The organism is Olivibacter sp. SA151, assembly GCF_054130995.1.
This window is the reverse complement of sequence record NZ_CP096391.1, coordinates 4,798,450-4,811,969: the sequence shown is the minus strand read 5'-3', so window position 1 is coordinate 4,811,969 and position 13,520 is coordinate 4,798,450. Positions and strand designations below refer to the sequence as shown.

Genomic DNA, 13,520 nt, shown 5'->3' with positions numbered 1-13,520 from the left:
TCTCGTCTCTGTTTCGTCTCACTCCGATGATAATGGAAAAAGCTAATTTACACAAACTTATTTAATGCATCCAGATAAGCATTAGCCGATGCTCTTACGATATCGGTACTGAATCCATATCCCATATAGGATTGATTATCATGGATAACACGCATATCTACTTTACTTACATCGTCACTTCCACCATGAATAGAGTGTATATTAAATTCCTTGATTTCATTATGGCTTCCAATAATGCTTTCGATGGCTTTAATGGTAGCACTCACCGGGCCGTTACCAGATGCCGTTGCTTCCCGTTCGGTACCTTTGTAGTTCAGTTTAATGATCGCTTGCGGATCGCTTTGATCACCGGTTATAACTTGCAGAGAACTGATAGTAACGCCGTTTTTAAAATTGGTTTCTGCCTCATCACCCATTAAGCGCAACAAATCATCATCCTTAATCTCCTTCTTTTCGTCGGCAAGTGCGAGAAAACGCTGATAGGTCTGATCCAAATCGATGCGATCAATAGTATACCCGAGGCGTTCTAAATGGTGTTTAAGTGCATGTCGTCCGCTACGAGCAGTAAGGATAATCTCTGACTGATCTATACCAACATCCTCCGGATTGATAATTTCGTAATTTTCGCGGTGCTTAAGTACTCCGTCTTGGTGAATGCCGGAGCTGTGTGCAAAGGCGTTACGTCCTACAATAGCTTTGTTAGCTTGCACAGGCATACGCATCATGCGGCTTACCATCGTGCTAAGCGGATATAATTGTTTGGTGTTAATGTTGGTCTGGAACCCGAGTGTTTGATAGTGTGTTTTGAGTGCCATGACCACTTCCTCTAAAGAGGTGTTACCTGCACGCTCACCGATGCCGTTTATTGTGCATTCGACTTGCCGAGCACCATTTTGAATTCCCGAAAGACTATTAGCGGTAGCAAGGCCCAAGTCGTTATGACAATGGACGGAGATAATCGCCTGATCGATATTCTTAACATTTTCTTTTAGGAAACGAATTTTAGCACCGTATTGCTCAGGTAAGCAATAGCCGTTGGTATCAGGAATATTGACAACCGTTGCACCCGCGGCGATCACTGCCTCGATCATTTGAGCTAAATATACATTGTCCGCTCTTCCGGCGTCTTCCGCATAAAACTCAACATCTTCTACAAATTGTTTGGCATATTTCACCGCTTCCGCAGCGCGCTCAAGAATCGCTTCACGGGTACTGTTGAATTTATATTTAATATGCATGTCAGATGACCCGATACCGGTGTGGATACGGGGCCGTTTCGCATATTTTAAAGCCTCTGCTGCGCAATCAATATCGCCTTTATTTGCGCGGGTTAAAGCGCAGATGATCGGTTCGCGTACAACCTTTGATAATTCAACTACACTTTGGAAATCACCCGGACTGGAAATCGGAAAACCTGCTTCAATAATATCCACTCCCAAAGCCTGAAGTGCTTCACCGATAATGATTTTTTCGGGCGTGGTCAATTGTGAACCAGGGACTTGTTCTCCGTCACGAAGCGTGGTGTCGAATATGTATAAGTGATTAGGATTATGTAACATACTGGGTCTTTTTTATTTCTACTATATATTTAGGATAGCTGTATATGGTTGACAATAACGGTCTGTTCCATCTTTCTAAGCATATGCGGCTATCTTTTGTATTGTTTTTATTTCACCTTTCTCTAGCACAATTTTGTTTTCCAGACAGCTCGGTAGTTGTGTCTCGTAATGACCAACGTAAATCAATGTTTTTCCAAAGCTACAAAGTTCGTCCACAACTGCATTGAAATGTTCGGTCTGCGCGTAATCCAGGCCTTGGCAGGGCTCATCTAATATCAATAGCGACGGATTTTTGATGACGGTTCTAGCCAATAAAACAAGTCGCTGTTTACCTAAAGGCAAGGTTGTTAACAGGCGGTCCTTACAGGTTGTTAACTCAAAGAAGTCTAATAGCTGGGTAACCCGCTGTTGTTGTTCATAGTTTAGCTGTCGAAATAAACCAATACTATCGTACAGGCCGGAGGCGATCGCTTGCCACACTTTCGCAGTTTTATCAAAGTACCAATGTAATTCAGGCGAAACAATACCTAAGTGAGCTTTAATATCCCAAATACTTTCTCCACTTCCTCGCTTGTTGCCAAAAAGATGGATCTCATTTGCATACGCCTGTGGATGATCGCCATTTATAAGACTGAGCAAGGTCGATTTACCTGAGCCGTTATGCCCTTGCAGAAGCCACTTTTCGCCTTTACGTACTGTCCAACTGATATTCTTTAATACTTCTTTTTCACCATATCGAACATGGATGTTTTCCATATGGACGAAAATATCGGCCGATTCCCTCGGCTCTTCTTGAAGGAAATGCGGTAAAGGCTTTTGTTCGCGAGCCACATCTTTGGATAAATTTTGAATAGAAGATAGGTGTTTTAACTTTCCATTTTCAATTTCCGCAAATCGGTTGATGCAGTTTGGTATGTTTTCATCGTTTGTGATAAGAATCAACTGTACACCTGCTTCAGCCAACTCTTCCAAAAAGTGATTTAGCTTTTTGCGCGACGCTTTATCTAATCCGGTATACGGTTCATCAATAATTAACAGTTGCGGTTTAAGCCAGAGTGCTTTTATCAATTGTAATTTTTTATGCTCTCCACTGGACAGTTCGATGAGCTGCGTATTTTTGAAATCGATAAAATCGAAAAGATCTAAGTATTTCTCAACTTCTTCAAACGCTAGGCTTTCCTCTTTGGCATAATGCATTAATTCAGCATATACCGTCAAGGTATCATTGCGTTGTTGTTTATTATAACGCTGCTGATAATAGAAATTGCGATCGCCTTCCAGGTTGGTAAACTGATACCAGTTAGATACATACAGTACTCGGGCGGGAAGGGCGGAAGATTTATTGAAAAAGAATTGCATATCGCCACTTGTTTTTTCAAGTCCAGCGAGCGCTTTTCCCAATGAACTTTTTCCCGAACCACTTTTTCCACCAATAAGCCAATGCTCTCCCTGGAGGATTTGCCAATTGAGCTGATCCAATATAACATCATGTGCATATTGAAGACTTAAATGGGTAATATGGACGAAGGGATTAATCATAGCCGAATGGGCTGGAATGCCTTTTTAATATGGTGTCGTTGTTTTAATACAAACTTATACAAATTGGTTTTTTATACTATCAAGCCTTTTTTGCAACTAAGTGCCAACCAGGCCTGTTTATGTACATTAGAAATTGTCCGGGCCGGTTAACTCCAAAACCGGCCCGGATGTTTTTTACACTGTTTTAATAGCCTTCATGGCAGTCATTGCTTTCCGTAATACTGCACCTACTTTTTCTACCGGATGGTTGCGGATAGCCTCATTAACAGCAATTAGTTCTTGGTTATCAACCGCTCCATCTTTGCCATCATTATAGTTTTTGCCGATGATGTCTGTATCAACGGTTTTCATAAAATCAGCTAACAATGGTTTACAAGCATGATCAAATAAATAACAACCATATTCAGCAGTATCGGAAATGACGCGGTTCATTTCGAATAGCTTTTTGCGGGCAATGGTGTTGGCAATAAGCGGTGTTTCATGCAATGATTCGTAATAAGCAGATTCCGGTTTAATACCCGCTTCCACCATGGTTTCGAACGCTAATTCAACGCCTGCTCTAATATAAGAAACCATAAATACGGCATGGTCAAAATACTCTTGTTCTCCAATTTTTACATCCCCTGCAGGCGTCTTTTCGAAGGCTGTTTCACCCGTAGCGGCGCGCCAAGCCAATAAGTTTTTGTCGCCGTTTGCCCAGTCTTCCATCATGGTGCGGCTGAATTCGCCACTCATGATATCATCTTGGTGTTTTTGAAACAATGGACGCATAATGTTCTTAAGTTCTTCAGAAACCTCAAATGCTTTGATTTTAGCTACATTGCTTAACCTATCCATCATAGCCGTGATACCACCCTGTTTTAATGCTTCTGTGATTACTTCGACGCCGTACTGCACTAGTTTTGAGGCGTAACCGGGTTCAATCCCTTTTTCTACCATCTTGTCGAACGATAAGATCGAACCGGTTTGTAAAAGCCCGCATAAGATGGTCTGCTCACCCATCAAATCTGATTTAACTTCCGCTACGAATGACGAACGCAACACGCCGGCTTTATGACCACCGGTACCTACACAGTATGCTTTAGCTTCAGCTAAGCCCTTACCTTGAGGATCGTTCTCCGGATGTACGGCAATGAGCGTAGGCACACCAAAACCACGTAAGTACTCAGCTCTAACTTCTGAGCCTGGACATTTCGGAGCGACCATGATTACCGTAATATCTTTGCGGATCTGCTTTCCTTCTTCAACAATATTGAAACCGTGTGAATAGGATAGGGTAGCACCTTCCTTCATTAAAGGCATAATAGCATCAATAACGGAAGAGTGTTGTTTATCGGGCGTTAAGTTACTGACGAGATCAGCTGTAGGGATAAGTTCCTCATAAGTACCCACCGTAAAGTTATTATCGGTTGCATTTTTCCATGAATCTCTCTTTTGTTCGATTGCTTCCTTACGAAGCGCATATGAAACATCAAGTCCACTATCCCTTAAATTAAGCCCTTGATTTAGGCCTTGAGCACCGCAGCCCACAATAACGATTTTTTTACCTTTTAATGCGCTCACGCCATCCGTAAATTCACGGATGTCCATAAATTCGGCAACGCCTAATTGGTTCAATTTTTCTCTGAGTGGTAGGGTGTTAAAATAATTTGCCATTGTTTTATCTAATGTTTGACGATTACTGTTTTGATTTTATAACGTTTTTAGCTGTTAGGCATTAGCCGATAGCTTTTGTTTTTCTCCTATTATCGCTCTTTTTATAGCTGTAGCAAAACCTAGATGTAATGCATCATGGTTTTGAAAGTAATTGATCGCGTCTTCTATACCTTTTAGTTCGAGACCGAAATGTAGTTTAGTGGGATTAAAATTATGGAAAATGCTTGCTTCTAAATCCCCCAGCAACTCATCGATAAGTGTGTAAGCCTGTTCCTTCAAGTAGTCAATTTCATCCTGATCAATAAATTTTTCAGGTTTTGAACCTTTTTGATACTTAAGCATATACTGTTCATCTAGCTTTATGGGCAAGCCGGATAGTGTATAGCAAAGTTTTTGCTGACTCACTACAATGTGCCCGAAGTTCCAAGCAATATTGTTATTAAATCCCGAAGGGATGGTATTAAGTTCCCCGATGGTCATATTGTCCATCAACTCAATAAAATTCCTTCTTACCTGGAGGGCTATGTCGATACTGCTTATTGCCATAACTACATCGTAAAGACTTTATCCTGCTTATCAAGGTATTCGTTCTCAACAATTTCTTCTGCAGGTTCTGCCAGTTCAAATTGCTTTAATTTCTTGTGGAATCCTTCGCTATCTTTAATGATGGCAATGCGCGCGCTCCGAACAAATTCAATTAAATTGTATTCGGCTAAGGCTTCGGTTAACTTATCGATTTCCTCGCGATGTCCCGCGGTTTCAAATACGGTGTAGTCGTTTCGGATCACTACAGCATGTGCACCATATTCACGTAATAAGCGTTCAATAGGCGCCTTTTCAGTTACCACACTGGTGGGAACCTTATATAAGGCCTGCTCTTGCCATATGACCTCGTCATTGGTATTATAATAGGCTTTGAGCACTTCAACCTGTTTTTCAATTTGTCTACATAATTTTCGCACTACCTCCTCCGATTCGGTGATTACTATCGTAAAGCGATGGATGCCATGTACTTCTGAAGGTGAAGTGTTTAAGCTCTCAATGTTTATTTTACGACGAGAAAATATGATAGCAATTCTGCTGATCATACCAATGCTATTCTCTGTGTAAACCGTGATGGTATATTCTTGTTTTTCCATTGGAAATTAAAAATTTAAAAGTAAAAATTAAAAAAAGCATAGTGAGCTATTCTAATCTTTTATTTTGTTGTCTTTTGTTTTAATAATAATGGAAGCAATAATTTTTGATAGCTCATCAGCTTCATTTATTAATTTGTTAATCTCTTCTTGTTTGTCTTCTACTACCGTATCCCTTATTAGGCAAAGCCAATATTTTGTCTCGTTTGCTGATTTTAGTGAAATTGTATAGAACTTAATGAAGTCGTTCTTTGAAGAACCGGCAATTCCTTCTGCCAAATTAGCTCCAATTGAAGTAGCACTTCTTATTAATTGATCAAAAAGCGATGAAAATACAGCAGGATATTTTTGATCCTTTACAAAAAGAACGACTGCTCTTGAAAAATGATACGCCCTATGTTTAATGTTATAAACTCCGCCACCCTCCATCAAAGCATCAACATTCATCATCGCTTTTTTACTTTTGAATTATTGATATCTTGTTTGTTTCTTAAGGTATCAATGAGCCCTTCGGGGTTTTAAATTTTTACTTGAAAGCTACTTCAATCTTATTTCACTCACGCTGCTTCCTTGCGGTACCATAGGGAATACGTTATTCTCTTTACCTACCATCACCTCTAAAAGGTAAGAACCATCGTGATTTAGCATTTCTTGCAGTGCTTCTTTTAAGTTAGCACGTTGATCTACTCGCTTTCCAGGAATGTAATAGCCTTTGGCCACTGCAACGTAATCAGGACTGGTGATATTTACAAAAGAGTAACGTTTATCGTGGAAAAGTTGCTGCCATTGGCGAACCATACCCAGGAACTGGTTATTCAGAATCAAAATTTTAACCTTCGCGCCAAATTGCATAATCGTGCCTAATTCTTGAATAGTCATCTGAATACCGCCGTCGCCGATGATTGCAACGACATTTCGTTCTGGTGCACCATACCAAGCACCTATTGCTGCGGGCAGTCCAAATCCCATGGTGCCTAAGCCTCCGGAAGTGACATTGCTTTTTGATTGCTTAAAACGGGCATAACGACAGGCTACCATTTGGTGTTGACCAACATCCGTTACAATAACCGCATCATCATTGGCTAATTCGTTGAGCACATTGATTACTTCACCCATTGTCATTTCGCCTTCACTGGGGTTCAATTCAGCCTGAATAACTTCCTTTACCTCTTCTTGTTCGAGTTCACGGAACTTCTGTACCCATTCACTGTGCTGGTTGGCTTGAACTAATGCTGTAAGTAAAGGCAAGGTCTCTTTACAATCGCCCCAAACGGGTACCGTTGTTTTGACATTTTTGTCTATTTCCGCCGGATCGATATCCAGATGAATCACTTTAGCTTGTTTCGCATATTTATCAAGTCGCCCCGTAACCCGGTCGTCAAAACGCATACCGATGGCTATGAGGACATCACATTCGTTTGTTAAGACATTGGGTGCGTAATTGCCGTGCATACCCAACATACCGACATTTAAGGGGTGATCAGTTGGCAGTGCGCTCAGTCCCATAATTGTCCATGCAGCAGGAATGCCTGTTTTTTCGATAAACGCCTTAAATTCATTTTCGGCTTTCCCTAAAATGACGCCTTGACCAAAAAGCACAAAAGGCTTTTTTGCTTGATTAATCAGCTCTGCGGCCGCTGCAATATATTCTTTTCGAACGATCGGAGCCGGGCGATAGCTTCTTATATGGTTGCAAGAGGTATAGCCTTCATAGTCGAACAATTGCAGTTGTGCGTTCTTTGTTATATCAATTAATACAGGGCCTGGCCGGCCTGTTCTTGCTATATAAAACGCCTTTGCTAAAGCCGCTGGAATTTCGCACGCATCCGTTACTTGGTAATTCCATTTTGTAACGGGTGTTGTAATATTAATAACATCGGTTTCCTGAAAAGCATCGGTGCCCAAAAGATGTGCAAATACTTGACCTGTAACACATACAATAGGGTTGCTATCAATCATGGCATCCGCCAGGCCGGTAACTAGGTTTGTTGCGCCCGGACCACTGGTAGCAAAGACAACACCGGTTTTTCCCGAAGTACGGGCATAGCCTTGCGCCGCATGTATACCACCTTGTTCATGGCGCACCAATATATGTTTCAATCGGTCATTATAGTCATACAATGCGTCATAAATAGGCATAATCGCACCCCCTGGGTAACCGAATATGGTGTCCACTCCTTCAGCAATAAATGCCTCCAATACGGCTTGAGAGCCTGAAATTTTTGTTGTTTTTGCCTTTTCCTCCTGTGTTTGCTGAGGCGTGTCTTTTGTTATTTCGAGCGTATTCATGTCCTTTTTGTTGTTTGTTACTCGTTATTAGTTATTAGTCATCAGCTTTCAGTCATCGGTTGTCAGCCGTCTATATACGTGTGCAGACTTCCCGATTTATTCATCGGTAACACAGCCTTCTGCCGCACTTGAAACGGTTCTTGCATATTTATATAAAACCCCTTTGCTTACTTTTAAGCTAGGTTGTTTCCAATTTCGTCTTCGTTCCGCTATAATCTCATCGGCTACCTTTAGGGTAATGGTATTATTGACGGCATCGATTTCAATGATGTCATTATCTTCCACCAATCCGATCAGTCCGCCATCATAGGCTTCAGGTGTAATATGACCAACTACGAAACCATGCGTACCGCCGCTAAAACGACCGTCGGTAATCAAGGCAACGCTTTTCCCTAAACCGGCACCAATGATGGCAGAGGTAGGCTTTAACATTTCAGGCATTCCGGGAGCTCCTTTAGGGCCTTCATTTTTGATAACCACTACATCGCCTGCTTTTACGGTACCATTGGCCAAACCGGCTATTAGATTTTTTTCACCGTCAAACACTCTCGCCGGTCCTTCAAAGCGCTCACCCTCTTTGCCGGAGATTTTGGCTACACTTCCCTTTTCTGCCAAGTTGCCATACAAAATCTGTAAATGGCCGGTAGGTTTGATCGGATTATCGATAGTTTGTACAATAGCCTGTTCCTTTAAATTGATCGGTTCCACATTTTCCAGGTTTTCAGCTAAGGTTTTACCGGTAACCGTTAAGCAGTCGCCATGGAGCAGGCCTTCGTTTAAAAGGTATTTCATAACAGCCGGGATACCGCCATGTTGATGAAGATCTTGCATAAGATATTTACCGCTTGGTTTAAAATCTGCCAATACCGGTGTTGTATCGCTCATGCGTTGAAAATCATCTTGTGTAATTTCAACACCTACGCTTTTTCCCATTGCGATAAAATGCAATACAGCATTAGTGCTTCCCCCAAGGATAATAATGATGCGCAAGGCATTTTCAAAAGCCTTGCGGGTCATGATGTCGGATGGTTTAATATCTCGCTCCAATAAGATGCGGATGTATTTCCCCGCTTCTAGGCACTCTTTTCTTTTTTCTTCACTTACAGCAGGATTAGAAGAGGAGTAGGGGAGGCTCATTCCCAAAGCCTCAATGGCAGAGGCCATAGTATTTGCGGTATACATTCCCCCACAGGCGCCCGCGCCGGGACAGGTATGTTTGATGACTCCTATAAAATCTTCCTCACTAATGGTTCCTGCTATCTTCTTTCCCAGTGCTTCGAAAGCCGATACGATGTTTAAATCCTCTCCCTTATAATGCCCAGGGGCAATCGTTCCGCCGTATACCATGATCGATGGACGGTTAAGTCTTCCCATGGCCATAATAGATCCCGGCATATTTTTATCGCAGCCTGGGATAGTAATGAGGCCATCGTAATATTGTCCCCCGCAGATCGCTTCGATACTATCGGCAATAATATCGCGGCTTACCAGCGAATAGCGCATCCCATCAGTTCCGTTGCTCATACCATCACTTACACCGATTGTATTAAATACTAAACCTACCAAGTCGTGATCCCACACGCCCTTTTTGACCACTTGTGCCAAATCGTTCAAGTGCATGTTACAAGTGTTACCGTCGTAGCCCATACTTGCAATGCCGACTTGTGCTTTATTCATGTCTTCGTCCGTAAGGCCAATGCCATAGAGCATAGCTTGGGCAGCAGGTTGTGTTTTGTCCTGTGTAAACACTTTGCTGTACTTGTTTAGTTCAGTTTTTTGTTCAGTTAGCATGTCGCACTTAATATATTATTTTTCTTTATTTGATCTGCAAAATAGTATAGACCAACGGGCCTTGTTTTACTATAGGTTTTATTACTATATATTGTTTTCCCAAAATAGTAGCTTATAATTACAAAGGCAATAGCTAGTGGAGATTTATTAAATTTGATATTTTGTTTTATGAATATTGTTTTGTTCCAAATTTTATTCTGTCAATTATAGCTGTCTAACTATATAAATGGTCAATAAATAGACTAAAACCTAATTTGGTATACGGTACATATTTATGTATGCATAATAATTTCTCGCCATTTTCTTCCTAAAATTGCTAAATGGGAAAAAAAACTTGTAAAAAAGAAAGCCCGGTAATCATTGACTACCGGGCTTTCTTTTTTGCTTTTTTTCTAGTTTTCTTCAGTTACAACACCTTCAGCAAGCACGGTAATTTTATTGTCGAGTACTTCAACCACCCCGCCTTTAATAATAATGACTTCGATATCCTTATTGTTGCGGATAATGACTTTCCCATCCTCTAACGTAGATATAATGGGGGCGTGATCTTTCAAAATTTCGAAAGAGCCTGCACTTCCCGGTACGGTTACAGAATGGGCCTGTCCGCTGAATATTGATTGGTCTGGTGTAATAATGTTAAGTTCCATATATACTAGATCATGCGTACTGAACCGGATGTTCAACACGCGATACTATCATTTTATGCGTTTGCTTCTTCTAACAGTCTCTTACCTTTTGCAATGGCATCTTCAATGCTGCCTACCAAGTTAAATGCAGCTTCCGGATATTCATCAACCTCACCATCCATAATCATATTGAAACCTTTTATGGTATCTTTAATATCCACTAACACGCCTTTTAAACCTGTAAATTGTTCAGCAACGTGAAAAGGCTGTGACAAGAAACGCTGCACGCGACGAGCACGGGCTACTACCAACTTGTCTTCTTCTGATAACTCGTCCATACCTAAGATGGCGATGATATCTTGCAATTCTTTATAGCGTTGCAAAGTTTCCTTAACGCGTTGAGCAGTGTTATAGTGTTCATCTCCTAAGATGGTAGGATTCAAGATACGAGAAGTTGAATCCAGTGGGTCTACTGCAGGATAGATCCCTAACTCGGCTATTTTACGCGACAAAACAGTGGTAGCATCCAAGTGGGCAAAGGTAGTTGCCGGAGCTGGATCCGTCAAGTCATCCGCCGGTACATATACCGCTTGTACAGAGGTAATCGAACCACGTTTTGTTGAAGTAATACGTTCTTGCATTAAACCCATTTCGGTTGCCAATGTTGGTTGGTAACCCACGGCAGAAGGCATCCGTCCTAATAGTGCCGATACTTCTGACCCTGCTTGTGTAAAACGGAAGATGTTATCAATAAAGAACAGAATGTCTTTTCCCGCTCCTTCACCGTCACCATCACGGAAATATTCGGCAATGGTAAGTCCTGAAAGCGCAACCCGCGCACGTGCACCGGGAGGCTCGTTCATCTGGCCAAAAACGAAAGTCGCCTTTGATTCTTTTAAAGCGTCGGTATCGACCTGCTCTAGATTCCAGTCGCCCTTTTCCATGCTATGAAGGAACTCGTCGCCATACTTGATAATTCCCGATTCGATCATCTCACGTAATAAGTCGTTTCCTTCACGGGTACGCTCACCTACGCCGGCAAATACCGATAATCCGGAATAAGCTTTCGCAATGTTGTTGATTAACTCTTGGATAAGTACCGTTTTACCTACACCTGCACCTCCAAACAAACCGATTTTACCACCTTTAGCATAAGGCTCTAATAAATCGATTACTTTGATACCGGTATAAAGCACCTCGGTTTCGGTAGAAAGATCCTCGAATTTTGGCGGTAAATTGTGAATAGGACGTCCGTTTGATTTATCGAGTTCTTTAATACCGTCAATGGCATCTCCAACTACGTTAAATACACGGCCCTTAATGTCATCGCCTATTGGCATCTTTATAGGAGCTCCTGTATCTTTTACAGGCATACCCCGTACAAGGCCGTCGGTAGAATCCATGGCGATCGTACGTACGCGTTCTTCTCCTAAATGTTGCTGAACCTCTAAAACAATACGTTGTCCGTTTGCTTTTTCGATTTCCAATGCGTCGAAAATTTTCGGTAATTTAGCACCGCCTGCAAAGCTGACGTCTACTACTGGTCCGATTATTTGCGCTATTTTTCCGGTGTTGGACATATAAGAAACTATGTTTTTTTAAATAATGTACAGATTTATTGCCATTTAAGGGCTTTATTTCGGACTGCAAAAATACGCTTTCTAGTGGAATATCAAATACTTAAATGAAAAGATTTTTTGTTCGTAAAAATGACTCTTTTGATCATGTGCCTTTTCATAAGCACCGGATGCGTTTTTTGAGGAGCTGGCAATCTAATCCACTGTTTATAAATAAGTTCTTTATGTTGCATTTGCCATACGAATTGTTTGCTTCCGAGAAGAATATTTTTGATGGGTCTAAACAATTAGCCCCAATTTCGGTCTTAAGTTTAAAAGTAGTTTTAAAATAGGCGGTTTATGCGTTTATCGCAATTTTACCGGAGCATTTAAATATATATATGCATGAAGAGATTATTGGTTACGGGAAGCAATGGTTTATTGGGGCAGAAGATAACGGATATTTTACTACAAGGTCAGTTTCCGGGGTTTGAATACATAGCAAGTTCACGAGGATCGGACAGATTTGGGACGAGCTCCCGTTATCGGTATCTTGATTTAGATATTACGCATCATGAACAAGTGGCAAAAGCTATTGAAACTTATCGTCCGGATATTATCATCAACACAGCGGCAATGCCCAATGTGGATGCCTGCGAAAGAGAGCCCGAAAAGAGCTATGAAGTTAACGTAGTTGCCGTGGCTCATCTAATAGCAGTCTGCGAACGTAAAAACATTCATTTGATTCACCTATCAACTGATTTTGTGTTTGATGGTGAAGAAGGCCCTTATGAAGAGGAGGATATACCTAACCCGGTGAATACTTACGGCAAGCATAAGCTTGCGGCGGAGGAGTTGATACAAAAAGCAACATGCCCTTGGGCTATTGTTCGTACAATTTTGGTATATGGCGTTCTTCGGGATATGAGCCGAAGTAATATCGTGTTATGGGCGAAAGATGCATTGGAAAATGGGCAGTCGATCCGTGTGGTAAATGACCAATGGCGGATGCCCACTTTAGCGGAAGACTTAGCAAAGGCCTGTTTGACCATTGCTGAACGAAAAGCTACCGGTATGTATCATATCTCGGGAAAAGACATGTTCAGCATCTGCGAGATTGTTGAGGCGGTTGCTGCGTACTATCATTTGGATGCTTCCTTTATATGCAAAGAAAAGTCAGAAGCGCTTAAGCAAGATGCCCGACGTCCGAAAAGAACAGGTTTTATATTAGATAAAGCGTATGAAAGACTGGATTATGTGCCTCATAGTTTTGGAGAAGGATTGAAGTTGATCGATGAACAGCTAGCAAAATTGCAGTCGTCTTAAGATGTTAATGTACTGTTAAATATTAAAAGAACGATTATTTTA

General features: G+C 41.4%; 11 protein-coding genes. 1 reads left to right on the top strand and 10 read right to left on the bottom strand.

The window, feature by feature from the left end; genetic code table 11:
- Nucleotides 1-47: 47 nt before the first annotated feature.
- The 10 genes from M1D52_RS19690 to atpD form a co-directional block, all read right to left on the bottom strand.
- Nucleotides 48-1,559, bottom strand: coding sequence for a 2-isopropylmalate synthase (locus M1D52_RS19690; protein ID WP_013665559.1), 1,512 nt, complete (start codon nt 1,557-1,559; stop codon nt 48-50).
- Between the two features lie 75 nt (nt 1,560-1,634).
- Entirely contained in the window at nt 1,635-3,098 is a 1,464-nt protein-coding gene (locus tag M1D52_RS19685) for an ATP-binding cassette domain-containing protein (RefSeq protein WP_149105320.1), read from the bottom strand.
- Between the two features lie 174 nt (nt 3,099-3,272).
- Nucleotides 3,273-4,754, bottom strand: a complete 1,482-nt coding sequence (ilvC, locus tag M1D52_RS19680) for a ketol-acid reductoisomerase (RefSeq protein WP_013665561.1) — start codon at nt 4,752-4,754, stop codon at nt 3,273-3,275.
- A gap of 54 nt (nt 4,755-4,808) precedes the next feature.
- Nucleotides 4,809-5,300 (bottom strand): DinB family protein, encoded by a 492-nt coding sequence (locus M1D52_RS19675; protein WP_130856414.1) that lies wholly within the window; start codon nt 5,298-5,300, stop codon nt 4,809-4,811.
- A gap of 2 nt (nt 5,301-5,302) precedes the next feature.
- Nucleotides 5,303-5,893 carry an acetolactate synthase small subunit gene (gene ilvN / locus M1D52_RS19670; RefSeq protein WP_013665563.1) on the bottom strand — a complete coding sequence of 197 codons (591 nt, stop codon included), beginning with the start codon at nt 5,891-5,893 and terminating at the stop codon, nt 5,303-5,305.
- A 51-nt stretch (nt 5,894-5,944) separates the two neighbouring features.
- On the bottom strand, nt 5,945-6,340 hold the full coding sequence (locus tag M1D52_RS19665; RefSeq protein ID WP_083812294.1) for a four helix bundle protein: 396 nt from the start codon (nt 6,338-6,340) through the stop codon (nt 5,945-5,947).
- An 87-nt stretch (nt 6,341-6,427) separates the two neighbouring features.
- Nucleotides 6,428-8,179 carry a biosynthetic-type acetolactate synthase large subunit gene (ilvB, locus tag M1D52_RS19660; protein ID WP_437393204.1) on the bottom strand — a complete coding sequence of 584 codons (1,752 nt, stop codon included), beginning with the start codon at nt 8,177-8,179 and terminating at the stop codon, nt 6,428-6,430.
- A gap of 96 nt (nt 8,180-8,275) precedes the next feature.
- Nucleotides 8,276-9,970 (bottom strand): dihydroxy-acid dehydratase, encoded by a 1,695-nt coding sequence (gene ilvD, locus M1D52_RS19655; protein ID WP_013665566.1) that lies wholly within the window; start codon nt 9,968-9,970, stop codon nt 8,276-8,278.
- A 392-nt stretch (nt 9,971-10,362) separates the two neighbouring features.
- Entirely contained in the window at nt 10,363-10,617 is a 255-nt protein-coding gene (gene atpC, locus M1D52_RS19650; protein WP_041387300.1) for an ATP synthase F1 subunit epsilon, read from the bottom strand.
- Nucleotides 10,618-10,670: 53 nt separating this feature from the next.
- Nucleotides 10,671-12,176, bottom strand: coding sequence for a F0F1 ATP synthase subunit beta (atpD, locus tag M1D52_RS19645; protein ID WP_013665568.1), 1,506 nt, complete (start codon nt 12,174-12,176; stop codon nt 10,671-10,673).
- Nucleotides 12,177-12,557: 381 nt separating this feature from the next.
- Here atpD and M1D52_RS19640 point away from each other — a divergent pair, with 381 nt between their 5' ends.
- Complete coding sequence (locus M1D52_RS19640; RefSeq protein WP_437393205.1) at nt 12,558-13,478, top strand: SDR family oxidoreductase; 921 nt, start codon at nt 12,558-12,560, stop codon at nt 13,476-13,478.
- The last annotated feature ends 42 nt before the right edge of the window (nt 13,479-13,520 follow it).

Bases quoted from the DNA above. Each gene is read 5' to 3' on its own strand.
- M1D52_RS19690 (WP_013665559.1), bottom strand. From the start codon at position 1,559: ATGTTACATAATCCTAATCACTTATACATATTCGACACCACGCTTCGT.
- M1D52_RS19685 (WP_149105320.1), bottom strand. From the start codon at position 3,098: ATGATTAATCCCTTCGTCCATATTACCCATTTAAGTCTTCAATATGCA.
- ilvC (WP_013665561.1), bottom strand. From the start codon at position 4,754: ATGGCAAATTATTTTAACACCCTACCACTCAGAGAAAAATTGAACCAA.
- M1D52_RS19675 (WP_130856414.1), bottom strand. From the start codon at position 5,300: ATGGCAATAAGCAGTATCGACATAGCCCTCCAGGTAAGAAGGAATTTT.
- ilvN (WP_013665563.1), bottom strand. From the start codon at position 5,893: ATGGAAAAACAAGAATATACCATCACGGTTTACACAGAGAATAGCATT.
- M1D52_RS19665 (WP_083812294.1), bottom strand. From the start codon at position 6,340: ATGATGAATGTTGATGCTTTGATGGAGGGTGGCGGAGTTTATAACATT.
- ilvB (WP_437393204.1), bottom strand. From the start codon at position 8,179: ATGAATACGCTCGAAATAACAAAAGACACGCCTCAGCAAACACAGGAG.
- ilvD (WP_013665566.1), bottom strand. From the start codon at position 9,970: ATGCTAACTGAACAAAAAACTGAACTAAACAAGTACAGCAAAGTGTTT.
- atpC (WP_041387300.1), bottom strand. From the start codon at position 10,617: ATGGAACTTAACATTATTACACCAGACCAATCAATATTCAGCGGACAG.
- atpD (WP_013665568.1), bottom strand. From the start codon at position 12,176: ATGTCCAACACCGGAAAAATAGCGCAAATAATCGGACCAGTAGTAGAC.
- M1D52_RS19640 (WP_437393205.1), top strand. From the start codon at position 12,558: ATGAAGAGATTATTGGTTACGGGAAGCAATGGTTTATTGGGGCAGAAG.